24 protein-coding genes are annotated in these 22,367 nt (G+C 64.5%); 11 read left to right on the forward strand and 13 right to left on the reverse strand.

The features are described 5' to 3' along the window. Positions 1-110: 110 nt before the first annotated feature. Both BM341_RS04370 and BM341_RS04375 read left to right on the forward strand, forming a co-directional pair. Positions 111-677, forward strand: a complete 567-nt coding sequence (locus tag BM341_RS04370) for a nicotinamidase (RefSeq protein ID WP_217646170.1) — start codon at positions 111-113, stop codon at positions 675-677. Further along, complete coding sequence (locus BM341_RS04375) at positions 674-2,020, forward strand: nicotinate phosphoribosyltransferase (RefSeq protein ID WP_089793266.1); 1,347 nt, start codon at positions 674-676, stop codon at positions 2,018-2,020. The genes BM341_RS04370 and BM341_RS04375 overlap by 4 nt, the downstream gene beginning before the upstream one ends. Before the next feature lie 70 nt (positions 2,021-2,090). Here BM341_RS04375 and BM341_RS04380 read toward each other — a convergent pair whose 3' ends face one another. From BM341_RS04380 to BM341_RS04395, 4 genes are all read right to left on the reverse strand, one after another. After that, positions 2,091-2,828, reverse strand: coding sequence for an SDR family oxidoreductase (locus tag BM341_RS04380; protein ID WP_089793268.1), 738 nt, complete (start codon positions 2,826-2,828; stop codon positions 2,091-2,093). 102 nt (positions 2,829-2,930) lie between these two features. Then, positions 2,931-4,046: an alkene reductase gene (locus BM341_RS04385; RefSeq protein WP_089793270.1), complete on the reverse strand. Its 1,116-nt coding sequence runs from the start codon at positions 4,044-4,046 to the stop codon at positions 2,931-2,933. Positions 4,047-4,209: 163 nt separating this feature from the next. After that, a complete protein-coding gene (locus BM341_RS04390; protein WP_089793272.1) occupies positions 4,210-4,812 on the reverse strand; it encodes a TetR/AcrR family transcriptional regulator in 603 nt (200 codons plus the stop codon). Between the two features lie 101 nt (positions 4,813-4,913). Beyond that, entirely contained in the window at positions 4,914-5,474 is a 561-nt protein-coding gene (locus BM341_RS04395) for a DJ-1/PfpI family protein (RefSeq protein WP_089793274.1), read from the reverse strand. Between the two features lie 190 nt (positions 5,475-5,664). On the opposite strand from BM341_RS04395, the gene BM341_RS04400 reads away from it, so the two are divergent. The 5 genes from BM341_RS04400 (at position 5,665) to BM341_RS04420 (ending at position 10,657) form a co-directional block, all read left to right on the forward strand. Continuing rightward, positions 5,665-6,333 carry a hypothetical protein gene (locus BM341_RS04400; protein WP_089793276.1) on the forward strand — a complete coding sequence of 223 codons (669 nt, stop codon included), beginning with the start codon at positions 5,665-5,667 and terminating at the stop codon, positions 6,331-6,333. Positions 6,334-6,514: 181 nt separating this feature from the next. Continuing rightward, on the forward strand, positions 6,515-7,459 hold the full coding sequence (locus tag BM341_RS04405; RefSeq protein WP_089793278.1) for a LysO family transporter: 945 nt from the start codon (positions 6,515-6,517) through the stop codon (positions 7,457-7,459). Positions 7,460-7,624: 165 nt separating this feature from the next. Next, positions 7,625-9,070, forward strand: a complete 1,446-nt coding sequence (locus tag BM341_RS04410) for an ATP-binding protein (protein WP_089793280.1) — start codon at positions 7,625-7,627, stop codon at positions 9,068-9,070. After that, positions 9,067-9,768 (forward strand): response regulator, encoded by a 702-nt coding sequence (locus BM341_RS04415; RefSeq protein ID WP_089793282.1) that lies wholly within the window; start codon positions 9,067-9,069, stop codon positions 9,766-9,768. The genes BM341_RS04410 and BM341_RS04415 overlap by 4 nt, the downstream gene beginning before the upstream one ends. Before the next feature lie 163 nt (positions 9,769-9,931). After that, complete coding sequence (locus BM341_RS04420) at positions 9,932-10,657, forward strand: hypothetical protein (RefSeq protein ID WP_089793284.1); 726 nt, start codon at positions 9,932-9,934, stop codon at positions 10,655-10,657. Positions 10,658-10,745: 88 nt separating this feature from the next. Here BM341_RS04420 and BM341_RS04425 read toward each other — a convergent pair whose 3' ends face one another. From BM341_RS04425 to BM341_RS04435, 3 genes are all read right to left on the reverse strand, one after another. Next, positions 10,746-12,065 (reverse strand): TRAP transporter large permease, encoded by a 1,320-nt coding sequence (locus BM341_RS04425; RefSeq protein ID WP_089793286.1) that lies wholly within the window; start codon positions 12,063-12,065, stop codon positions 10,746-10,748. Next, positions 12,062-12,658, reverse strand: a complete 597-nt coding sequence (locus tag BM341_RS04430) for a TRAP transporter small permease subunit (protein WP_089793288.1) — start codon at positions 12,656-12,658, stop codon at positions 12,062-12,064. The genes BM341_RS04425 and BM341_RS04430 overlap by 4 nt, the downstream gene beginning before the upstream one ends. Before the next feature lie 123 nt (positions 12,659-12,781). Then, positions 12,782-13,984, reverse strand: a complete 1,203-nt coding sequence (locus BM341_RS04435) for a TRAP transporter substrate-binding protein (protein ID WP_089793290.1) — start codon at positions 13,982-13,984, stop codon at positions 12,782-12,784. A 264-nt stretch (positions 13,985-14,248) separates the two neighbouring features. Here BM341_RS04435 and dauA point away from each other — a divergent pair, with 264 nt between their 5' ends. Beyond that, on the forward strand, positions 14,249-15,997 hold the full coding sequence (gene dauA / locus BM341_RS04440; RefSeq protein ID WP_089793292.1) for a C4-dicarboxylic acid transporter DauA: 1,749 nt from the start codon (positions 14,249-14,251) through the stop codon (positions 15,995-15,997). Positions 15,998-16,000: 3 nt separating this feature from the next. On the opposite strand, the gene BM341_RS04445 is transcribed toward dauA, so the two are convergent. Both BM341_RS04445 and BM341_RS04450 read right to left on the reverse strand, forming a co-directional pair. Continuing rightward, positions 16,001-16,420, reverse strand: a complete 420-nt coding sequence (locus BM341_RS04445; protein ID WP_089793294.1) for a secondary thiamine-phosphate synthase enzyme YjbQ — start codon at positions 16,418-16,420, stop codon at positions 16,001-16,003. A 162-nt stretch (positions 16,421-16,582) separates the two neighbouring features. Beyond that, positions 16,583-17,062, reverse strand: a complete 480-nt coding sequence (locus tag BM341_RS04450) for a cupin domain-containing protein (protein ID WP_089793296.1) — start codon at positions 17,060-17,062, stop codon at positions 16,583-16,585. 219 nt (positions 17,063-17,281) lie between these two features. Between BM341_RS04450 and BM341_RS04455 the strand changes: the two genes are divergently transcribed. The 3 genes from BM341_RS04455 to BM341_RS04465 are packed head-to-tail and all read left to right on the forward strand — an operon-like array spanning position 17,282 to position 19,487. After that, positions 17,282-17,989, forward strand: coding sequence for an RNA polymerase sigma factor (locus BM341_RS04455; protein ID WP_217646171.1), 708 nt, complete (start codon positions 17,282-17,284; stop codon positions 17,987-17,989). Beyond that, entirely contained in the window at positions 17,986-18,249 is a 264-nt protein-coding gene (locus BM341_RS04460) for an anti-sigma factor family protein (protein ID WP_089793298.1), read from the forward strand. Before BM341_RS04455 ends, BM341_RS04460 begins: the two co-directional genes overlap by 4 nt. A gap of 20 nt (positions 18,250-18,269) precedes the next feature. Further along, positions 18,270-19,487 carry a MerC family mercury resistance protein gene (locus tag BM341_RS04465; RefSeq protein ID WP_089793300.1) on the forward strand — a complete coding sequence of 406 codons (1,218 nt, stop codon included), beginning with the start codon at positions 18,270-18,272 and terminating at the stop codon, positions 19,485-19,487. On the opposite strand, the gene BM341_RS04470 is transcribed toward BM341_RS04465, so the two are convergent. The 4 genes from BM341_RS04470 to BM341_RS04485 form a co-directional block, all read right to left on the reverse strand. Beyond that, positions 19,484-20,116, reverse strand: coding sequence for a methyltransferase domain-containing protein (locus BM341_RS04470; protein ID WP_089793302.1), 633 nt, complete (start codon positions 20,114-20,116; stop codon positions 19,484-19,486). The two genes, BM341_RS04465 and BM341_RS04470, sit on opposite strands and share 4 nt — an antisense overlap. Before the next feature lie 60 nt (positions 20,117-20,176). Continuing rightward, positions 20,177-20,800 carry a TPM domain-containing protein gene (locus tag BM341_RS04475; RefSeq protein ID WP_089793304.1) on the reverse strand — a complete coding sequence of 208 codons (624 nt, stop codon included), beginning with the start codon at positions 20,798-20,800 and terminating at the stop codon, positions 20,177-20,179. A 68-nt stretch (positions 20,801-20,868) separates the two neighbouring features. Beyond that, a complete protein-coding gene (locus tag BM341_RS04480) occupies positions 20,869-21,615 on the reverse strand; it encodes a TPM domain-containing protein (RefSeq protein ID WP_089793306.1) in 747 nt (248 codons plus the stop codon). Further along, entirely contained in the window at positions 21,612-22,232 is a 621-nt protein-coding gene (locus BM341_RS04485; RefSeq protein WP_089793308.1) for a LemA family protein, read from the reverse strand. Before BM341_RS04485 ends, BM341_RS04480 begins: the two co-directional genes overlap by 4 nt. Positions 22,233-22,367 lie beyond the last annotated feature (135 nt).

Raw genomic sequence — 22,367 nt, forward strand, 5'->3', positions numbered from 1 at the left:
GGTCCTAGGTTGAAAAGGTCTGAGGCTGAACAGGGCTTATGCTGAACAGGGCTTATGCTGAAAGTGTCGATGGTTGTGACGACACCCAACGACCATCAAGGAGGGACGTAATGGCGATGAAAGTGGACTACACCCCCCGCGACGCCCTGCTGGTCGTGGACATGCAGAACGACTTCTGTGAGGGCGGCGCCCTGGCGGTGCAAGGCGGCAGCGCGCTGGTGCCGGCTATCAACGCCCAGATCCGGGCAGCCCATGCCGCCGGAGCGCTGATCGTCGCCTCCCGCGACTGGCATCCTATCGATCACGTCAGCTTCACTCACCGTGGAGGCCCCTGGCCGGTGCACTGCGTGCAGGACACCGTCGGTGCTGCCTATCATCCCGACCTGGCGCTTCCCGACAGCGCCATTCGACTCAGCAAGGCCACGGCCTTCGATGCCGACGCCTATTCCGCCTTCGACGGCACCGGGCTTGGCGGCTACTTGCACAAGAAGGGCATCGAGCGGGTAATTGTCTGCGGCCTGGCACTCGATGTCTGCGTCAGGGCCACAGTGCTGGAAGCGCGGCGAGAGGGCTTCGAGACGCGATTGCTGGAGGAGCTCAGTGCGGCAGTGGACCCCGCGGCCGTGGCCGAGTGCCGTCGCGAGTTCATGGACGCCGGTGCCGAGGTCCTTACATGAACACGCCCATACCCGTACAGGTAGCGGATGCGGACCTGGCCCTGCTCACCGACCTCTACCAACTGACCATGATCCAGGCCTACTGGAAGGAGGCGATGCATGAGCGGGCCACCTTCAGCCTGTACTTTCGCCGGCTGCCGCCCTCGCGCCGCTTCATGCTCGCCTGCGGCCAGCAGCACGCCGCTGAGCTGGCCAGTCGGCTGCACTTTACCCCGTCGCACCTGGCAAGCCTGGCCGACACGGGACTGTTCGAGGACGGCTTTCTCGAATGGCTGGCAGACTGGCGTTTCGAGGGTGATATCTGGACCCTTCGCGAAGGCACGCCGGTATTCGCCAACGAGCCGCTGCTCGAGGTGGACGCCCCCATCGCCCAGGCCCAACTGCTCGAGAGCCTGATCATGAACCTGGTGCAGCTGGAAACCGTGCTGGCCTCCAAGGCCGTGCGTATTGTCATGGCGGCACGCGGGCGACCGGTGATCGACTTTGGCATGCGCCGCATGCATGGCGTGGACGCCGCGGTGCGCGGGGTGCGAGCCTACCGTACCGCGGGGCTGGCCGGCACCAGCAACGTGCTCGGCGGGCTGCGACATGACCTGGCGATCAACGGCACCATGGCCCACAGCTATATCCTTGCCCACGACAACGAGCGGGACGCCTTCCGTGCCTTCGCCCGCCACTACCCCGGCACTACCCTGCTGGTGGATACCCACGACACCCTGGAAGGGGTCCGCAAGGTCATCGAGATCATGCGCGAGGAACCCGGGGTCGGCGTGAAGGCGATCCGACTCGACTCCGGCGACCTGGGCGAACTGGCGAAGGGCGCACGACGCCTGCTCGACGATGCCGGGCATGGCGACATCAAGATCGTCGCCAGCAGTGGCCTCGATGAGCACAAGATCGACGCCCTGCTCACCGACGGTGCCCCTATCGACGCCTTCGGTGTCGGTACCGAGATGGGCGCGCCGTCAGATGCCCCGGTGATCGACCTGTCCTACAAGCTGGTGGAATACGCCGGCACGCCACGCGTCAAGCACTCGCCGAACAAGATCAACCTGCCCTGCCGCAAGCAGCTCTTCCGACGCCTGGATGACCAGGGCCGCTACGCCGGTGACCTCATCGCGCTGCGTGACGAGCCGATCGCCGAGGGCGAGCCGCTGTTGCGACCGCTCGTCCGGGCCGGTCGAGTCGACGAGACGGAGATGGCCGAGGCCGATCGCGCCCGGGAGCGCGTGCAGGACGCCCTGACGCGGCTTCCGGACGAACTGCACTCGCTGACGCACGGCACATCCGACTATGCGGTCGAGCTGAGCCCCGATCTCAAGCGTCACCAATCGCATAGCTGACTCCCCGCCTAGACACGACACCGCCGCGACCATTGTCCGGTCGCGGCGGTGTCATCGAGCGGCTGCCTGGTTAGAGGGGCTGCTTGGTCGGGCGAATGATCAGTTCGTTGACGTCAACGTCCGCCGGCTGCTCGATAGCGAAGGCAATCGCTCGGGCAATCGCATCGGCGTCGATAGCCATCTCGTAGAGCTCACCCACGCCCTTGGCGGTTTCAGGATCGCTGATGGTGGTCGTCAGCTCGGTTGCCACGGCGCCCGGTGAGATATTGGTGGAACGAATTTCCTCGCCGCCTTCCTGACGAATGCCCTCGGACAGCGCCTTGACCGCATATTTGGTGGCGCAGTAGACGGCGGCGGACGGAAAGACCACATGCCCGGCCACCGACGACAGGTTGATGATGTGGCCGGCATGCTGCTCGCGCATGGTCGGCAGCACTGCGGCGAGGCCGTAGAGCACGCCCTTGATGTTGACGTCGACCATCTTCTCCCACTCGTCGACCTTGAGCTGATCGAGCGGCGACAGCGGCATCAGGCCAGCGTTGTTGATCAGCACGTCGATGCGGCCATAGGCCTCCTTCGCGGCCTGGGCCAGCGCCTCGACCTGACTGCGGTCGGTGACGTCGGTCACCCGGTAGATGGCCTCACCGCCCTGCTCGACGATGGCGTCACGCAGTGCCTTGAGACGATCCTCACGGCGAGCGCCAAGTACCAGCTTGGCCCCGCCCTTGGCCAGACGGTGGGCGGTGGCTTCGCCGAGGCCACTGCTGGCACCGGTAATGATGACGACCTTGCCATTGATTTCTGACATCGATGCTTCTCCTGTGGACGTGAATCGGGGTGTTGCGATTCAGAGATATTGCGAATGGGGCGAAAGCGCCCCGACCAACGGCCGGGGCGGGAAAGCCGGATGTTACGCCGGCTGTTCGGCGAGACTCGGATAATCGATGTAGCCGCGCTCATCGCCGCCGTAGAAGGTGCTGTCATCCCACTCGTTGAGCGACGCGTCCCGGCGAAAGCGCTCCGAAAGGTCGGGATTGGCGATGAAGGGACGGCCGAAGGTCACAAGATCCGTCTTGCCGGCGGCAATACGTTCGCATGCCTCCTCGGCAGTGTAGGCACCGTTGCCGATGTAGGCACGCGTAAACGCTTTCTGGATGGCCTCGATTACCGTATCCGGGCGACCCGTGGCATGGTTGCCCTGGAAGGAATCCTCGACCACTTCGATAAAGGCGATACCCAGGGCGTCGAGCCTGCCGGCGAAGGCACCGAAGGTCGCGACCGGATCGGCATCTTCCATGGCATTGAAGCTACCGGTGGGGCTGACCCGCACGCCAACGCGATCCGCGCCCCACACGTCCACCACCGCCTCGACCACCTCCAGCGGCAGGCGCAGGCGATTATCCAGCGAGCCGCCATAGGCGTCATCACGATGATTGCTGCCACTCTTCAGGAACTGGTCCAGCAGGTAACCGTTGGCCGCGTGAACCTCGACCCCATCGAAGCCAGCGCGCTTGGCGTTCGCAGCACCTTCGCGGAACTGCGCGACGATGTCGGGCATCTCCTCGAGCGCCAGCGCCCTGGGCGTCGGGATTTCGACCATGCCGGAGTCGGCGCTGATGTAGGTCTTGGCACCTTCCGGCTTGATGGCCGAGGGCGCCACCGGCGCATTGCCGTTGGGCTGCAGCTCGGGGTGCGAGATGCGCCCGACGTGCCACAGTTGCAGGATGATGCGGCCGCCTTCCTCGTGCACCGCATCGGTCACGCGGCGCCAACCCTCGATCTGCGCCTCGGAATGGATGCCGGGGGTGAAGGCGTACCCCTTGCCCTGGGGCGAGACCTGAGTCGCCTCGGCGATGATCAGTCCGGCGCCGGCACGCTGGCGGTAGTATTCCACGTTCATGTCATTGGGCACGTCGCCGGGCTGAGTTGCTCGCGAGCGGGTCAGCGGGGACATCAATACCCGGTTGGGGAGCTTCATGTCGCCGAGAAAGAAAGGGTCGAACAGGATGTCGGTATGCCGTGTCATGGGAGTCTCCTTGACGATTGGTAATGGCTTGACGATCGATAGAGCGACGAACTGACGCTGCGATGAAGCATAAGCGGCGCTTTAGTCTAGACCAGTCTACTAATATCCATTGACAGTTTTATCCCTGTCGATAGGTGGGCTCGGGTAGCTGGGGGTGGCGACCTCAGGGGGTAGACAATGCCTGGGGCGCCAACACTCGACTGAAGAGAATATCTTCGAAACACTCCATCGGCTGGAGCGACTTGACGGTCTTGGCGCGCAGTATGGCACCTTCCCATCCCGCCATGATGAAGCTCGCCTGGGCATGTGAATCGAGAATGGCGTCGATTTCACCATCTTCGCGTGCCTCGTCAAGGCAACCAACGAGACGACACTCCCAGGCGCGGAAGACCTGATCCAGACGTGCCCGGAACACCTCGCTCTGCGCCGAGAGTTCCTGGCCCAGGTTGCCGATCAGGCAACCTCGCGCATGGTCACAGGACAGCATGTCCTGCTTGCCCACCGCAAAATAGCGACGCAACCTGCCCAGTGGCGAGGTGCGTGTATCGGTAAAGATTGCCGCCAATCTTGCATCGTATTCCTCGGCGAAGGCATCGATCACGGCCAGGCCAAAATCTTCCTTGCTCGAGAAATAGTGATAGAAGGACCCCTTGGGCACTTCGGCGCGTTTCAATACCGCATTGATGCCGGTAGCATTGAAGCCATGTTCGGCGATCAATTCGGCACCGACGCTGATCAACTTGTCACGGGTAGCTTGCGTCTTCATGCCCTATAAATTAGACCAGTCGTCTAGTTTCGTCAAGCGATGCCCGGTGTGCCATGCCCGCAGGGCCGCTCGGCGTTCGACCAACCGACCCTACCAGGCACTCATTCGAGCAGCGCGTTGAACTGTTTGAGCCATTCCGGGTGGGCCGGCCACGCCGGGGCGGACACCATCTTGCCGGAGGTGATGGCCTGGTCGACGCCGATCGCCGCGAAGTCGCCGCCGGCCAGCCGCACGTCCGGCTCACAGGCGGGATAGGCCGACACTCGCCACCCTTCCAGCGACACTGCTGCAGCCAGCAGTTGGGCGCCATGGCAGATGACGGCGATCGGTTTCTCGTGATCGACGAAGTGGCGCACCATGTCCAGCACTCGCTCGTCGAGGCGCAGATACTCGGGCGCGCGACCGCCGGGAATTACCAGGCCGTCATAGTCGGCGGGATCGGTTTCGGAAAACGTCGCATTCAGGGTGAAATGGTGCCCCGGTTTTTCCGTATAGGTCTGGTCGCCCTCGAAGTCATGGATGGCCGTCTTGACGCTGTCGCCCTCGCGCTTCTCGGGGCATACCGCATCGACGCCATGCCCCAAGGCCTGTAGAGCCTGGTAGGGCACCATGATCTCGTAATCCTCGACAAAATCACCGGCAATCAAGAGCAATCTGGCCATGGGAATCTCCTCGTAGGGCTGACGGGAAGCCGGCACGACAAGCGCGTCGCGCCAGGCACTCGGAAGCCTAGCTGAGATCGCTGATAGCGCAACTGTTAGCACAACGGGTAGCGTAAAACAGGGTGCACTCTGGAACCTGACGGCGGCTGGGCGTTCTCACCCCTGTCGCTCCCGCAACCAATGGATCACCATGCTCGGATTTTCCTGGCGCCAGCTCGTCGCCCTTGTACTGGCCATGCTCGTCTCGAGCATCGCTGCCGGCGATGTCGGACCCACACGCCCATTCATCGCCCATTACCAACTCAGCGTCAGCGGCTGGCCCGACGCCACCATCGAGCACCACCTGAGCCGCGAAGGCGACACCTGGCAGAGCCGGATGCAGACCAGCATCGCCGTGGCCACGGGCAGCGAGCGCAGCCGCTTCATCGTTGAGCCCGACGGCATCCGCGCGATGGACTACGCCAGCGACTATACGCTGCTGGGTATCGGCAAGGAGTATCGACTCGGTTCCGATGAACTGGCCACACTGCCGGATCGACAAGCGGCACTCTTCGAGCTCTCGCGGCAGGCCGTCCGGGGCGATTGCCAGCCACACTGTCGTCTGCGCTACCAGAATCACCAGGGCGAGGAGGAAACGCTGCGGGTGCGTCATCTCGGCCCTCGGCAAGTGGCCCTGCCTGCCGGTGACTTCGAGGCGATAGCCGTAGAGGTCACCGAGCCCGACGAACCCGACCGCCGCTTGGTCTTTGGCTTTCATCCAACATTTCCTGGGCTGCTGCTGACCATGGAGTATCATCGCGACGGCGAGCGGCGCAGCCGGTTGTCGTTGTCTTCGCTGAGCCAGCCTGAATCGCCATGAACTTGCCTGAACAGCCGTAAACCAGCCTAGTGCTCGACGCCGCCAAGCGCTTGTGCCGCTGCCTCTCTACGACGCATGCCATCGCCCGCACCATTCCGTCTGGATCATGAGTGGGCTAGAGTGAGCCGCTTTTTCCGCCCAGGGAGGCGGTTCGTCCAGCGAGGCACAGGCGGGGAAGAACATGCTGTCCGGTTTGTTGATTGTGTTATTGCCCCTGATGCTGGGGTATCTGGTGCCGGTGGCAAGTCCCGGGCTGATGGCCCTGATCAATCGCGGGGTAAATGCCTCGGTCTATCTGATCCTGCTGCTGATGGGTGTCAGCCTGGCCGGACTCGAGAACCTGGGTACGGAGCTGGCGCGCATGGGCGGCCAGGCGCTGATTCTCTTAACGGTGATCTCGACGCTCAACCTCGCCGGTCTCTGGTGGCTATCCAGGCGACTCGCGCTACGCGGCGGCATCTCGCGGGTGGTCGAGGGAGCACCCACCAGCAAGCTTGCCGCCATGGCCGGGTCGCTGTCGCTGGTCGGCGTCGTGGTGGCCGGGGTGCTGGTCGGTCTCGGTGCGAATGCCTTGCTGGCGGGCTATCTCTCCTCTGCCGATACCCTGTTTACGCTAGCCGATAGCCTGGCCGAAGGGATTCTATATACCCTGCTGGCCCTGATCGGCTGCCAGCTGCGTAATTCCGGCATGCCGCTGAGGCAGATCCTGCTCAACCGCCACGGGCTTGCCATCGCCACAATGCTGGCCGCTACCTCACTCGTCGGCGGTCTGCTTGCCGCCCCATGGCTGGGGCTCGCCTGGAACGAGGGCCTGGCCATGGCTGCCGGCTTCGGCTGGTACTCGCTTTCCGGCATCCTTATCGGCGACCAGCTCGGTCCCTTGCTGGGCGGCATTGCCTTCTTCAACGACCTGGCCCGCGAACTGATCGCCTTCGTGTTGATCCCTCTGGTAATCCATCGTCATGCGGCCCTGGCCATCGGCTATGGCGGAGCCACATCGATGGATTTCACCCTGCCGGTCATCCAGCAGCATGGTGGCGTGGCCTGCGTGCCCGTGGCGGTAGTCAGCGGCTTCATTCTCTCGCTGCTGTCGCCGCCGTTGATCCTGTTGTTTCTATCGTTCTAGCCCAGCAACCCCTTGGACCTGATAGTCCGCGGGGCCAGAGCCGCTTGCACGCTGCTTGCACACTTCATGCGCAATAATGGCATGGCCTCCCGCTATGCTCGGCCGACGTCCCATGCCAATCCCGCCCTACCCGGTGACCGGCGTGATCCCGCTCAGGAGCCCTTGATGCACCCTCGCCTGCCTCGCCTTGCCCTGTCTCGTCTGGGCGTCAAATTGTTCGTGATCATCCTGGCAGTGAATGTGGCCATTTCGGGCCTGGTGTTTCTCGCCGTGTCGCGCAGCCTCGACAGCGGTTTCGTCGACTACCTGGATACCACCCAGACGCAACGTGCCGAGACCCTGGCCGAGGGGCTCGGTGAAGAATGGGCGCAGCGTGGCGACTGGCAGTGGCTGCGTGACTCGCCCGACGACTGGGAACGCGTGGTTCGTCGCCAGCTCTGGCCCGGCGACACATCGCCACCACCGGGCATCGAGCGACGGCTGGGCCGTGCCCAGGACTTCGTGCTGCACGACGCCAACGGCATGCCAGTGATTGGCCTGCCGCCGGCCCCGGCGGACGAGGAGCAGGACCCGCCCGAGCTGCGCTGGCTGTCCATCGACTACGCCGGCGAGTCGGTGGGCACGCTGGGCTATCGGCCGCCCGAGCAGCTGATGGCGCGCATGGACCACATCTTCCTGGCCCGCCAGCAACGTAACCTGACGATCATAGTCAGCTCGCTGGGCGTTGCCTCGCTGCTGCTGGCTGGCGGCCTGTCCTGGTGGCTGGGCCGACGCACGCGCAGCATGGCGCTTGCCACTCGGCGTCTCACCGAGGGCGACTACAGCATCCGCCTGCATGAAAAGGGCCGCGATGAGCTGTCGCGCCTCGCCCAGGACTTCAATGTGCTGGCCGCCACCCTGGAAGCCAGCCGCGCGGCCCGCTCGCGCTGGGTGTCCGACATCGCCCACGAGCTGCGCACCCCGCTGGCTGTGCTGCGTGGTGAGATCGAGGCAATGCAGGACGGCATCCGCCACCTCAACCAGGACAATCTGCATTCGCTGGCCCAGGAAGTCGGCCAGCTGGAACGGCTGGTCGCTGACCTGCGGTTGCTCTCCCAGAGCGACGCCGGGGCGCTCGATGTGCAGCTCGCACCGTTGAACCTGGCGGACAGCCTGACCGCTCGCCTGGAAGAAGCCTGCGGCTGGCTCGCCGACAGTGGCATCACGCTCGACACCCAGATCGCGGGCGACGCCTGGATTCGCGGCGACCTTCAGCGTCTGCGCCAGCTGTGGAGCAACCTGATCGACAATACCTGCGCCTATACCCAGCCTCCGGGGCGACTGCGCGTGAGCCTGGCGCACCGTGGCGATTACGTCGAAGTCGTCTGGGAAGACAGCGCGCCGGGCGTCCCCGACGAGCAACTACCGCGGCTGACCGATCGGCTCTACCGGGTCGAGGGCTCGCGCAATCGTGCCAGCGGGGGCAGCGGCCTGGGTTTGTCGATCGCCACGGCGCTGGTCAAGGCTCATGGCGGCCGGATGACCGCCTCGGCTTCCTCCATCGGTGGGTTATGCTGGACACTGCGTTTTCCCACTCTCACGGCTACCGGCACCCTGGAGGGACCTGCATGACACGCCAAGACCGCATTCTCATCGTCGAGGACGAGCCCAAGATCGCTCGCCTGGTGGCCGACTATCTGGAAGGCAGCCGCTTCGCCAGCCACCACCTTGGCCATGGTGACGAGGTGCTGCCCTGGTTAGCCGAGGCCGACGAAGGCACCATGCCCGACCTGGTGCTCCTCGATCTGATGCTGCCCGGTACCGACGGTCTGACGCTGTGCCGGGAAATCCGTCAGCGCTGGCCGCGGGTTCCCATCATCATGCTCACCGCACGCGTGGAAGAAGTGGACCGTCTGCTGGGCCTCGAGCTCGGGGCCGATGATTACATCTGCAAGCCCTTCAGCCCGCGGGAAGTCGTCGCCCGCGTCAAGGCGGTGCTGCGGCGCAGTCGCGCGGCCCAGGAGCCCAGTGTCGCCGCCAGCGACCTGATCCTCGACGACGACGGCTGGCGAGCGCTGGCCGACGGCCAGGATCTCGGGCTTACCGCGGTGGAATTTCAGCTGCTGCGCGTGATGATGCACGCCCCGGGGCGGATATTCTCGCGGGATCAACTGATGGATCACATGTACCGCGACCATCGCATTGTTTCCGAACGCACGGTAGACAGTCATATCAAGAAGCTGCGCCGCAAGGTCGCCGATATCTGGCCCGACCGCGAGATCATCCGTTCGGTCTACGGCGTGGGTTACAAATACCAGCCCGAGGAATAACGACCCGCCGATCCAACCGGTGAGGTAATCAAGACGCCTGCATTGGCTTTACACAGTTACTGCATGACGTGTGCACGGCTGGCGACGACACTAACAAGGTCAACCCGAGGCCTGGCCGACCCATGGCCAGCCTCGCATCCCTCCCTCACACAGGAACGCCGTCATGACGATACCTTTTTCTCGTAAGCTGCTGATGCCCGCCCTGCTGGCTGTCGCGATTGCTCCCATGTCCCTGGCTGCCCTTGCCGGTCAGCAAGGTGAGAGCAGCAACAAGGACGAGAACCACGCCCGCCCTCATGCCCACCATCAGCAAGTGCGCCAGGCGCTCTATGAACGTGCCGGTATCGATGAGGCTACCCGCGAGGCGCTCAATCAGGCCCAGCAGGAACACTACCAGGCCCTGAAAGACCTGCAACGCGAGCATCGCGAGCGCATGGACGAGCTACTCGATGACGAACAGCGTGCGGCACTTGAAGCGGCACGTCGCGACATGCGTAACGAATGGCGTGAAGAACGCCGTGCAGCCATGCAAGAGCGTTTCGAGTCCATCGTCGATGGCTGGGACCTCAGCGAAGAAGATCGCGAGGCCCTGCGCAAGACTCGCGAAGCGCTCTACGCCGACATGCAGGCCCTGCGCGAGCAGGATTTCGAGTCCCGCGAGGAGCGTCGCGAGGCCTGGCAGACCGTGCGCAACTCACACTATGAAGCGCTTTCCGAACTACTGACCGACGAACAGATCGCCGAGCTGAAACAGGCCGCTCGCCCCGATGGTGGCAACTGGCACGGCCACGGCCACCGGGGGGATAAAAAGTCGGGGAAGCAGGGAAAACAGGGAAAGCAACACGGCCAAGACCAGGACCGCAACGATGCGCGTGGCGACACTGAATAGGCGTCCTGCCTGCCACGATAGGGTCCTCTGATATCCGCTGCTTCATAAGGCCCGGCCTTCGTGTCGGGCCTTCCCGTGTGATGCTCCGTCAGTTGTACAGCACCCCCGGCAGCCAGAACACGATGCCCGGCACTATGTAGAGAATGAACATGGCCACGAAGACCAGCAGCAGGAAGGGCATGATCCCCAGAAAGATATCGCCCAGCTCTATTCCCTTGGGCGCGATTCCCTTGAGATAAAAGGCCGACATCGCCATGGGTGGCGTGAGGAAGGAAGTCTGGATGTTGAGTGCCACCAGCACGCCGAAGAACAGCGGATCGATGCCGAACATATGCAACAGCGGCAGGAAGATCGGCACGAAGATGATGATGATCTCGGTCCACTCCAGCGGCCAGCCGAGAATGAAGATCATCAGCTGGGCCAGCAGCAGGAACTGCAAGGGGCTCAGCGAGAGCCCACTGATCCAGTGCTCGATCAACGAATGGCCATCCAGCAGCGAGAACACCGAAGAGAAGATCCAGGAGCCGACAAACAGCCAGCACACCATGGCGCTGGTCCGCGCGGTGAGGAACACGGCCTCGCGCAGCCGGACGAAGGTCAGCTGCCGATACGCCGCTGCCAGCAGAATAGCGCCGAGTGCCCCGATGCCGGCCGCCTCGTGAGGGGTGGCCAGGCCGAACAGGATCGCGCCGAGCACCGACATGATTAGCACGAACAGCGGCACGAAGGAGGTCAACAACCCCCAGTAGACCTGCCCCAGGGGGACGTCGAGCCGCTCTGCCGAGAGCTTTGGTGCCAGCTTGGGATTGATGATGGCGCGACCCATGACATAGAGAATATAGAGCCCCGCCAGCAGCAGCCCGGGCAGCAGGGCCGCCGCATACAGGCGCACCACCGAGACACCGGCCATGGCTCCATAGAGGATCAACATGATGCTGGGCGGTATCAGGATACCCAGACATCCCCCGGCACAGATCACCCCGCTCGACAGACGCTTGTCGTAGCCGGCATTGAGCATGGCCGGCAGGGCCAGCAGGCCCATCAGGGTCACCACCGCACCGACGATGCCGGTGGCGGTGGCGAACAGCGCGCAGGTGATCAGGCTGGCCACCGCCAGGGAGGCCGGCATACCCCGCGCCGCCAGTTGCAGGCTCGAGAACAACCGGTCAAGGATACTTGCGCGCTCGACCATGTAGCCCATGAAGAGGAAAAGCGGCACGGCGATCAGCACATCATTGGACATGACTCCGTAGGCGCGTTGCACCAGCAGCGAGAAGATGATGTCGCCGATGGCAAAGTAGCCGAAGGCGACCCCCATGGCGATCAGGGTGAAGGCGATGGGAAAGCCGAGCATGATCAGGAAGACCAGCATGCCCAGCATCATGATGCCGATCTGCGGTTCGGTCATTGAGGCCTCTCCCCTGAATCGGTTTCGGCGGCCTCGATCTCGTCCTGCTTGTTCAACGGAATCGCGATCTCCTCGACGTCGCCCAGTCGGCGGGGCCACTGTCCCTGCCGAAGGCAGACCAGACAACGGCCCACCTCGGCAACGCCCTGCACCGCCAGCAGCGCAGCACAGGCGGGAATGACGAACTTGTACGGATAGATAGGCGGCCCTCCGGGAGTGAAGGAGCTGTGCTCGTTCTGGCGAAAGGAAAGCGCAAAGAAGTCCCAGCCAAACCAGACCAGGGCCAGGATCCCGGGATAGAAGAACAAGAGGTAAAGCGCCAGATCCAGGCCGGCCTGGACTCTGGGAGGGAAATAGCGCGATACCACGTCGGCCCGCACATGAGCGTTGTGGGCCAGGGCATAGGCCCCGCTCATCATGAACAGGGTGCCGTAGAGCATGTAGCTGGTGTCGTAGGCCCAGGCCGTCGGGGCGCCCATGACATAGCGCATGAAGACCTCATAGCTGACCACAAAGGTCAATATCAGGATCGCCCAGGCGAAGACCTTGCCCACCCAGGTACTCAGATGGTCGATAAAGAGGATGAAACGCATGGCAAACTCTCATCGGCAGCGGCACCACCTTCCGGAATTCAGGATGCCTACACGAACGGGCCCGATGCCGACCTGGCACCGGGATGGCTGGACACTGCGGGCTCCGCGAGGAGCTAGCGGCGGTTACAGGATGGTAGAGGTATCGGTGGGAGCCTTGCCGTAGAAGTGTCGGTAGGCCGGTTCCTTGGGCGTATTGCCTTCGAGATGCCAGCCCACTACTCGCTCGCAGTAATTGCGCTGGCTGTCGATGACCTTCTTGAAAAAAGCATCGTTGCTGGACTCACGTTCGATGACCGTGTCCCAGGCCTGTAGCTGCTCATCAAGGATCGAGTCCGGGGTGATGTAGGTCTCGACTCCCTGCTCCTCGCGCATGGCTTGCAGGTCCCTGGGGTAGCGCTCCATGGCCTTCCAGTACATCTCCGACGAGGCTGCCTTGGCGGCATACTGCAGGATGGCCTGAAACTCCTCGGGCAGGCTGTCGTGCTTGGACTTGTTGAGGATGATTTCGAAGGATTCGCAATCCTGATGGTAGCTGCGCAACATCCAGGTCTTGCTGACATCGGGGAAGCCCAACAGGCGATCCGAGGAGGGGTTGTTGAACTCGGCGCCATCGAGCAGGCCGCGATCCATGGCCGGGACGATGTCGCCACCGCCCATGATAGTCACCGCCGCACCGAATTCGCGCATCAAATCGGCGGCCAGGCCTACGGTGCGGTACTTGAGATTCTGCATATCCTCGACGCTACGAATCGGCTCCTTGAACCAGCCGAGGGCCTGGGTCGGCATGGGCCCGGTGAGATATCCGACCAGTGGCAGCTCCATGTCCTCGAGCAATTCGTTGTAGAGCTCTCTACCGCCGCTCTGCCAGAACCAGGCGAGGAACTGGTGGGCATCCCAGCCGAAGGGCGGTGGGGTGCCGAACAGCGAGAAGGCCTTGTGCTTGCCGTACCAGTAGGCGGACACACCGTGACCACCATCCAGGGCGCCGGAGATTACGGCATCCTGCATCTGCAGTGCCCCCACCACGGCACCGGCCGGCAGCAGGTTCAGCTGCAGGCGACCGCCGGACATATCATTGACGATACGCACATAGTCAGCCGCGAACTCGTGAAAGATATCCTGGTTGGGCCAGGTACTCTGGAAACGCAGGGTCGTGGTCTGCGCCACGGCGATGCTGGGAAAGCCAACCGCCGCCGCAGCCCCGGCCCCCACGGCAACGGCCGAGCCGGTCAGAAAGCGGCGGCGCGAGGTACTGGCGGGCGCGGCCCCGGTAGATACGGCGGGTGAATCGGCCTGCTGCGTGGCAGGCGTCTTGTAATGAGTCATCAGACACTCCGGCATGCTTCTTTGAGATGTTTCCCGACGGACGCAACGTCCCTCGGGATGCTTGATCCCGAACAATCGCGGTCATCTCTTGCAGCCAATGTACCGGCTTGGTGATCGTCATGTTTCCGGTCGGTTACATTAGGTATAGCTCTGACAAGAGAATACGCAAGTCCGCTTTCCAGCAAGGACAGCGACAACACCCATTTGCGAGACTCCTGCGTGCCGGCGTAACGTAAAGCGCCCTCGCGCCATCGAGAAACCATCATGTCCCGACGACCCGCTCCGCAGCAGACCTATCGCCTCCCCCTGCCCGGCCATGCCCTGATAACCGCCTGGCGAGAGGGATACGGCCTTGCCGAGTTTCGTCGTGACCTGATGGCCGGGCTGACCATCGGTATCGTCGCGGTACCCCTCTCCATGGCCTTGGCCATCGCGACCGGTGTGCCGCCCCAGCACGGTCTGTATACCGCCATCATCGCCGGCGCCATCATCGCCCTGACCGGCGGGTCGCGCTTCAATGTCTCCGGGCCCACCGCTGCCTTCGTGGTGATCCTCTTTCCCATCGTCGCCAGCCACGGCATCGGCGGACTGCTGATCGCCACCCTGATGGCGGGGCTGATTCTGGTCGCCCTGGGACTGGCGCGATTCGGTAGCCTCATCCAGTTCGTGCCCTACCCGGTGGTGCTGGGTTTCACCGCCGGTATCGCGGTGGTGATCGCCCTGCTGCAAATCCCCGACTTCCTGGGGTTGGCCGGGGTCGAACTGGGCGACAGCACCCTGCATAACGTGAGTAAAATCGCACTTGCCCTGCCGACCCTGGCCCCGGCCGAACTCGGCATCGGTCTGACGACCCTGGCCACCTTGATCTTCTGGCCGCGGCTCAAGCTACCCGTGCCGGCACCGCTGGCCGGGCTGGTGGTCGGCACGCTGGTCGCGCTCGCAATCCTGCCGCTGGGCATCGAGGTCGATACCATCGCCTCGCGTTTTCGCTGGGAATTCCAGGGCCAGAGCGGCGACGGTATTCCGCCCTTCGCGCCCGGCCTGGTCGTGCCCTGGCACTTGCCGGGACCCGATGGGGTACCGCTGACGGTGAACTTCGCCCTGATTCGCGAGCTACTGGGACCGGCGCTGGCCATTGCCATGCTGGCCGCCATTGAATCGCTGCTCTGCGCGGTGGTCGCCGATGGCCTGACGCGCACTCGCCACGACCCCAACGCCGAGTTGGTTGGCCAAGGGCTCGGCAACATCGTCGCGCCCTTCTTCGGCGGCATCACCGCCACGGCGGCGCTGGCGCGCACGGCCACCAACATCCGCAGCGGTGCCGCAACGCCGATCGCCGCCGTGGTCCATGCGCTAGTAGTGTTGCTTGCCGTGGTCGCGCTCGCCGGCATCCTGGGGCTGGTGCCCATGGCGGCGCTTGCCGCCCTGCTGTTCGTGATCGCCTGGAACATGAGCGAGGCTCGCCATTTCGTTCATACGCTGAAAAGCGCACCACTCAGCGACGTGGCCATCCTGGTCATCTGCTTTCTGCTCACGGTGATCTTCGACATGGTTCTGGCGGTCGCCGTCGGGATCGGTTTGGCGGCGGCGCTGTTCATTCGCCGCATGGCCGAGCTGACCCACACGCGCCGGCTGGACACCCTCAACGGTGACCTCGCCCACCGGCTGCCACGTGAGGTCGCGCTCTACGCCGTCAATGGCCCGCTGTTCTTCGGGGCAGCCGAGAAGGCGGTCGCGTCGCTACGGGTGGTCGACCCCGAGATCAAGGTGGTGCTGCTTGACATGCATGACGTACCAAGCCTCGATGCCACGGCCATCGTCGCCCTGCAGTCGCTGGTCGAGGAGCTGCGCTCGCAGCAGGTGGGGTTGATCTTCATCGGCATGCCGGCGCGGATGGTGATGAAACTTCGCCGCGCCGGGCTCTATCGCGAGAGCGGCAGGGTCGCCGCTGTGCGCCATCTCGACCACGCCGCCCGGCTGGCCAGGCACTGGCTGGTGGCACGAGGCCATTGAAGGCTATTCGCCGTGCAGGGTGGCCATCAATCGCCGGGTGCCGCCATGGTCGCGATGCTCGCCGAGCCATAAGCCTTGCCAAGTGCCCAGCGCCAGCCCGCCGTCGCGAACCGCCAGGCTCAGCTGGGTACCGAGCAGGCTGGCACAGACGTGCGCCGGCATGTCGTCGGGGCCTTCCAGCGTATGGCGAAAGTAGGGCAAATCACCGGGGATGCGCTCACGCAGGAAAGCGTCCAGGTCATGGCGCACATTCGGGTCGGCATTCTCGTTGACCGTCAACGAGGCCGAGGTGTGGAGAAGCTGCAGATGCAGCAGGCCCGTGGTCACCTCCCGCAGCCAGGGCAGGCCATCAACTACGTCCCTGGTGATCAGATGAAAGCCGCGCGAGCGTGGCGCAAGCGCCAGTTCCTGCTGTTGCCACATGACGTCACTCCTGCAAATTTTCGGATTAGCGAGAATATTACCTTCAGCCAACGACAAGGAAGAAGACGCCGAGCGATCCAGACCGCTCGGCGTCTTTTCGTAGCGCATCCTTGCCTCTCGGCAGGGGTGGCGTGACCAACGCCATCGTGACCAACGCTATCGTCAGTTGCGTGGATCATCGGCGGGATCGATGTACTCGATGCCCCAGGGCCCCTCGCCATGCAGCTGGAAGACGGTCTCGCCCTCGGCGTAGCCGAACATCGGCTCGCCCGGGGCCATGATCGCATACCCCCCTTCCGACAACGCCTGGGTGGCATCTTCGTCGTATTCCTCGCCGTGGGCGAAATGCAGGGTGCCGGAAAGTACCGTAACGCGCTCGTAGGCGGGGTGGATATGCGGCTTGATCTCGTAGCCATCCTCGAGTCTGAGACGCATCGTGAAAGGCGCCTCCTCGCTCAGGTCGCCCTCGATGATGGCCATCTCGGCTCCTTCTCCCATGGAGCCCACCGGTCCCCACGACAGGTCGTCCGGGGAGCCGATCAGGTGGCCCTCGCCGTGATAGGGCTCGGCCTGCAAGCCCGTGGCGGCGGTCAACGCCCCGGCCAGCGTGGCAAACGTCAGAAAGCGTAGCGTGGTATTCATGAGCCGTGTCTCCTCTGTTGTCGTTTCATCACGACACCGAGGTGCCGTGTGCTCCAAGGACGCGGCGCCTGCCAATGTTGTTCCCGCCTTGCGGGCCGCCAGACAAGGGAACCCAAATCGGGGTCGGTGCGTCCTTGCGGACAACACTCGACTCGTCAACGCGACTTGCCAGCACGACTTGCTAGACATCGGCCATCGACCCAAGCTGAAGAGGGACTCATGCCACTCGCTCACCCAGACGTCCAGGCCCCGATGCCGCGACCCGAAATGGCGTATCGGGGCGACTCGGGGGTAGGCATGTCAGATCGCGATATCGAGACTCGCCAGCAATGGTTCGAGCAGCGCCTGGCGCCGTTGCTGGACCGGCTCTACGGTTGCGCCCTGCGCCTGACCCGCGACCCCGACGACGCCGAGGATATCGTCGCCGAGGCGGTGGGCAAGGCCTGGACGCGCCTCGGCGAGCTTCGCGACCCGCAGTGTTTCGACGGCTGGCTGCTGCACATTCTCAACAACGTCTTCATCAGCGAATGGCGGCGCCGCCAATGTCGCCCCCAGCGCCCCACGAGTCGGGATGCCCCGGCACCGGACGAGCTCGACACCAGCACCTTCACCCTCTTCCAGCAGCTGCATCAGCCCTTCCTGCTCTGGTGGGGCAGCCTCGAGGAGCAATTCTTCAACTCGCTGCTCCAGGAGGACATCCAGCGGGCGATCGACGCCCTGCCCGACCCCTTCCGGGTTACGATGGTGCTGGTGGAGGTCCAGGGCTATTCCTACGCCGAAGCCGCCCATCTGCTGGGTATCCCGCTGGGCACCGTGCGTTCGCGGCTGAGCCGGGCACGCGCCCTGCTGCAGAAGACCCTTTGGGAGCAGGCCGGCGACGCCGGCGTCAGGCCCGACGGCGACGGAACCGGGAGACAGCGGCCATGAGCGCACGCCCGCTTGACTGCGAAGAGGTCATCGAGCAGCTCTTCGAGTATCTCGACCGCGAGCTCGATGAACGCCGTGCCGCCGACATCGAGCATCACCTGGCACGATGCCGCGACTGTTTCTCCCGCGCCCAGTTCGAAACGCGGCTACGCTCCCGGGTCGCGGCCGCAGGCACGGTAAAGGCCCCGCCCCGTCTGCACCTACGTATCCGGCAACTGCTCGACCGCTTCGACGACGGCGCGGCGAATACCCACCACTAAAGGTCAGGGAGGCGGTGTGCATGGTCGCCATACTCGGTTACTCACCAAAGCAGATCACCCAGGCCGTTCAAGGCATGTACCGCGCGGTGGCCGACTCGCCCGACGCCGGCTTTCACTTCCCGGTCGGCGTTGAGGTCTGTCGACGCCTCGGCTATCCCCACGAGCGGATCGCTGAGTTGCCGGCGGCGCTGCTGGCATCCTTCGCCGGTGTCGGCTACCCCTTTCGTGCCGACGCCATTCGCGCCGGCGACCGAGTGCTCGATATCGGCGCCGGCGCGGGCGTCGACTCGCTGATTGCCAGCCAGCGCGTCGGCGCGAAGGGACGCGTCATCGCGCTTGACCTGACCGATGCCATGACGCGCAAGTTATACCGCAACGCCCGCCAGGTCGGCGCCGACAATCTCAGTGTCATTCAGGCCTCGGCCGAGCGGCTGCCCCTGGCCGATGCGAGTATCGACAGCATCACCAGCAACGGCGCCCTCAACCTAGTGCCGGACAAGCGACGCGCGGTGAACGAGATGTTTCGCGTCCTGACGCCGGGAGGCCGCCTGCAGCTCGCCGATGTGGTAATCCACCGGCCGGTCTCGGTGGACTGCCACGACGACCCGCGCCTCTGGGTCGAGTGTGTGGTGGGCGCCACCATAAAGGAGAACCTGCTGGCGCTGTTCGCCGATGCAGGTTTTCGCAACATCGAAGTGGTGGGTCAGCACGATTACTTCGCCCTGAGCCCCAGCGCCCAGACCCGCGAGGTCGCCGCCAGCTTCGGCGCCCACGCCATCGAGGTCGCCATGCGGCGCGGCGACAAGGCGCCCTCAACGGCACGCCAGTGGCTGCACCGGCTCGACCCGCGACGCTGGCTGCTTACGTGGCGACGCCGCGGGCTGCTGGGTCTCGTGACGCTCGTCCTGGCATTGCTGAGCTGCTATGGCACCCTGGCGCTGGTCGGCCTGCTGCCGCTGCTGGGCCTAGGGCTTGCGCTGAACGAAGGCGTTTGGGCCATGACCATTGGCGCCTTGGTGATTATGACCTTGGCTATTCTAGCTGCCGGCGTGCGTCGCCATCGGCATGTCGGCCCGACGCTGCTGGCCGCACTGGGCAGCGCCGCCATCCTCTACGCGCTCTTCGTCGATTATCGGCTAGGGTGGGAACTCGGTGGCTTTATCGCGCTCACCGCCGCCGTGCTCTGGGATCTGCGACGACGGCGACGCCGGGAAGCCGACCTGCTCGGGCTGGACTAGGCGCCTGCCGGACTCGGCTCTTCCGCCAGCGCGAACGTCGCCACCTGGGTGGGCTGGCCGAGGTGGGAGTGCATCTCGCCGACACCTGATAAACGCACCCGGTAGCCGTTGCGGCGCGCCACGCCCTGGGCCCAGTCGCGAAAGCGCGCGCGGTCCCATTCGAACTTGTGGTCGGGGTCGCGCAACTCGCCGGGCCCCATGTCGTAGAGGGGGTTGTACTCGCGATTGGGGGTCGTCATGACCAGCAGCGCAGGGCGCAAACCGGCGAAGATCGCGCGCTCGACCTTCGACAGCCCCTCGGGCGGCACATGCTCGATGGTCTCGACCATGGCGGCCGCCTCGAAGCCGACCAGCGAGGGGTGGGGGTCGGCATAGGAGCCGCAGATCAACTCCAGGCGCCCCGCCGTCACGGCGGGCAGGTCCTCCAGGCGCAGCTTGGCCTGGGCCAGCAGCTCCCCGGAGAGTTCGAGCCCGACCACCCGCTCGAAGTGGGGGTCGCGCAGCAGATACTGGAGCAGGCCGCCGGAGCCGCAGCCAAGGTCGAGCACGCGGCTGGCGCCGCCGGCCTTGATCAGCTGCACCACGCGCGTAAGGCGCTGCTGGTGAAGGTCGGGAGCCTCTAGATGCATACGAGCAGCGCTCTACCTAGTGCCGCAGTCGTGTCGAAACCGCGTATCGAGCGCAACGGTTCAGGGTTGGTCCAACACGACCAGGTGATTGGGCAGCTCGTTGCGCTCGTGCGTCGCCGGCACATGCTGCTTGAGGTGCTCGCCGCAGGACTCGATGCAATGCAGAAACCCTTGCAGCGTCTGCCCCGCCTTCACCTCGCGGGTGAAGTTCGCCACGATCGACTCCCAGGTGTCATCGGCCAGGCGGCGGGAGATGCCGCGGTCGACGAGAATCTCCACGTAGCGCTCGGCCTCGGAGACGAAGATCAGCATCCCCGTGCCGCCGTCGGTATGGTGCAGGTTCTGCTCCAGGAACTGCCGCCGGGCGAGGTTGGAGGCCCGCCAATGGCGCACCGAGCGTGGAATCAGCCGGGTGGTGATGCGCGGCAGGCGGAACACCAGTCCCAGTACGATGAAGGTGGCCCACTGCGCCAGGGTCAGTTCGTAGGCATTCAGCCAGCCGGGGAAATAATTCACCGCACCGGGCACCACCAGGGCCAGCAGGCCGGCCCAGAGCAGGGGAATGTAGGCGTAATTGTCCGCCTGGGGGGCAAGCACGGTGACCAGCTCGGCATCGGTTTCCCGCTCGACCCGATGGATCGCCTCCGATACCTGCCGTTGCTCGCTGTCGCTCAATAATGCCATGGGGTTCGTGTGCTCCGAAGCCTGATTGTCGTACCCGCGGTGCGTTCACCGCCGGGAAGGACGAGGGGTTACCAGCCGCCCGACGCGCCGCCGCCGCCGAAGCCGCCGCCGCCACCGCCGAAACCACCGCCGCCGCCGAAGCCGCCGCCCGAACCGCCGCGGCCGAGGCCGGCCCCCAGCAGCGCACCGGCCAGCAGACCACCGCGACCGCCCCTGCCGCCGCGCACCAGGGTCATGACGATGATGAACAGCACGAAGAAGATGATCGATGCCGGCCCCTGCGGCTTGTCCTGCTGAGCCGTCGTGGTCGGCGTGGTCTCGGCCAGCGGGTCGCCACCCAGTACCTGGATCATCGCCTCCACGCCCTGGCTGATCCCCTGGGCATAGTTGCCTTCGCGGAAGGCCGGCGTGATGACCTGGTTGATGATCGCCGAGGACTGGGCATCGGTCAGGCGACCCTCGAGCCCGTAGCCGACCTCGATTCGCACTTCGCGCTCGTTCGGCGCGACGATCAGCAGTGCCCCGTTATCTTCACCTTCCTGGCCGATCCCCCAGTGGCGGCCCAGCTGATAGCCGTACTCCTCGATGGCGTTACCCTGCAGGTCCGGCACCGTCACCACGACGACCTGCTCGGTGGTGGCTTCTTCGTGAGCCTCGAGCATCCCGCTCAGACGCGTCTCGACGGATGCCTCGAGCAACTCGGCCTGATCCACCACGCGCCCCGTCAGTTCGGGAAATTCGGGCGCCTGGGCCTGAACGTTGAACGCGGCTAACAGCAGCAGCGCCAGCAGCGAAAGGCGTAAATGGCTGATCATTCGAACTCCACCTGCGGGGCCTGGTCAGCGTTCTCGGTGGTGGCCTCGAAGTTCTCGCGCACCGGCATGTCGCTGTAGAGAATGCTGTGCCACAACCGTCCGGGGAAGGTGCGAATCTCGGTGTTGTAGCGCTCGACCGCGGTAATGAAATCGCGTCGCGCCACGGCGATCCGGTTCTCGGTGCCTTCCAGCTGCGACTGCAGGGTCAGGAAATTCTGGTTCGACTTCAGGTCGGGATAGCGCTCAGACACCGCCATCAGGCGGCTCAGCGCCCCCGTCAGCTGCTGCTGGGCCTGCTCGAACTGCTGCATCTTCTCCGGGTCGTCCAGCGACTCGGCATCGATCTGGATGGAGGTGGCCCTGGCTCGCGCTTCCACGACCTCGGTCAGCGTTTCCTGTTCCTGCCGGGCGAAGCCCTTGACCGTTTCCACCAGATTGGGGACCAGATCGGCGCGCCGCTGGTACTGGTTTTCCACCTGCGACCACGCGGCCTTCACCTGCTCGTCATAGGTGGGAATGTTATTGACGCCACAGCCGGTCAACAGCGTGACCACGAACAGCGCGAAAGCCAACCGCCAGACGTGACGGTCGGAAAACAAGGTCGGTCTCGTCAGCATGGGGGAACTCATTCCTGTCGTTACGCGTTCGATGAAAGGTCTCGAGGCCGCTGTCGATCAGCCAGCCCGAGGATGGACCAAGGTACAGGCCCCGCTCTCCCAAGGGAAGCGATGCCCGGGCTCAGCGGCGTGACA

It is taken from the genome of Halomonas korlensis (genome assembly GCF_900116705.1).
GTDB classification, from domain to species: domain Bacteria; phylum Pseudomonadota; class Gammaproteobacteria; order Pseudomonadales; family Halomonadaceae; genus Halomonas; species Halomonas korlensis.

Coding starts and splice junctions, on each gene's coding strand:
- BM341_RS04370 (WP_217646170.1), top strand. CDS start 111: ATGGCGATGAAAGTGGACTACACCCCCCGCGACGCCCTGCTGGTCGTG.
- BM341_RS04375 (WP_089793266.1), top strand. CDS start 674: ATGAACACGCCCATACCCGTACAGGTAGCGGATGCGGACCTGGCCCTG.
- BM341_RS04380 (WP_089793268.1), bottom strand. CDS start 2,828: ATGTCAGAAATCAATGGCAAGGTCGTCATCATTACCGGTGCCAGCAGT.
- BM341_RS04385 (WP_089793270.1), bottom strand. CDS start 4,046: ATGACACGGCATACCGACATCCTGTTCGACCCTTTCTTTCTCGGCGAC.
- BM341_RS04390 (WP_089793272.1), bottom strand. CDS start 4,812: ATGAAGACGCAAGCTACCCGTGACAAGTTGATCAGCGTCGGTGCCGAA.
- BM341_RS04395 (WP_089793274.1), bottom strand. CDS start 5,474: ATGGCCAGATTGCTCTTGATTGCCGGTGATTTTGTCGAGGATTACGAG.
- BM341_RS04400 (WP_089793276.1), top strand. CDS start 5,665: ATGCTCGGATTTTCCTGGCGCCAGCTCGTCGCCCTTGTACTGGCCATG.
- BM341_RS04405 (WP_089793278.1), top strand. CDS start 6,515: ATGCTGTCCGGTTTGTTGATTGTGTTATTGCCCCTGATGCTGGGGTAT.
- BM341_RS04410 (WP_089793280.1), top strand. CDS start 7,625: ATGCACCCTCGCCTGCCTCGCCTTGCCCTGTCTCGTCTGGGCGTCAAA.
- BM341_RS04415 (WP_089793282.1), top strand. CDS start 9,067: ATGACACGCCAAGACCGCATTCTCATCGTCGAGGACGAGCCCAAGATC.
- BM341_RS04420 (WP_089793284.1), top strand. CDS start 9,932: ATGACGATACCTTTTTCTCGTAAGCTGCTGATGCCCGCCCTGCTGGCT.
- BM341_RS04425 (WP_089793286.1), bottom strand. CDS start 12,065: ATGACCGAACCGCAGATCGGCATCATGATGCTGGGCATGCTGGTCTTC.
- BM341_RS04430 (WP_089793288.1), bottom strand. CDS start 12,658: ATGCGTTTCATCCTCTTTATCGACCATCTGAGTACCTGGGTGGGCAAG.
- BM341_RS04435 (WP_089793290.1), bottom strand. CDS start 13,984: ATGACTCATTACAAGACGCCTGCCACGCAGCAGGCCGATTCACCCGCC.
- dauA (WP_089793292.1), top strand. CDS start 14,249: ATGTCCCGACGACCCGCTCCGCAGCAGACCTATCGCCTCCCCCTGCCC.
- BM341_RS04445 (WP_089793294.1), bottom strand. CDS start 16,420: ATGTGGCAACAGCAGGAACTGGCGCTTGCGCCACGCTCGCGCGGCTTT.
- BM341_RS04450 (WP_089793296.1), bottom strand. CDS start 17,062: ATGAATACCACGCTACGCTTTCTGACGTTTGCCACGCTGGCCGGGGCG.
- BM341_RS04455 (WP_217646171.1), top strand. CDS start 17,282: ATGCCACTCGCTCACCCAGACGTCCAGGCCCCGATGCCGCGACCCGAA.
- BM341_RS04460 (WP_089793298.1), top strand. CDS start 17,986: ATGAGCGCACGCCCGCTTGACTGCGAAGAGGTCATCGAGCAGCTCTTC.
- BM341_RS04465 (WP_089793300.1), top strand. CDS start 18,270: ATGGTCGCCATACTCGGTTACTCACCAAAGCAGATCACCCAGGCCGTT.
- BM341_RS04470 (WP_089793302.1), bottom strand. CDS start 20,116: ATGCATCTAGAGGCTCCCGACCTTCACCAGCAGCGCCTTACGCGCGTG.
- BM341_RS04475 (WP_089793304.1), bottom strand. CDS start 20,800: ATGGCATTATTGAGCGACAGCGAGCAACGGCAGGTATCGGAGGCGATC.
- BM341_RS04480 (WP_089793306.1), bottom strand. CDS start 21,615: ATGATCAGCCATTTACGCCTTTCGCTGCTGGCGCTGCTGCTGTTAGCC.
- BM341_RS04485 (WP_089793308.1), bottom strand. CDS start 22,232: ATGCTGACGAGACCGACCTTGTTTTCCGACCGTCACGTCTGGCGGTTG.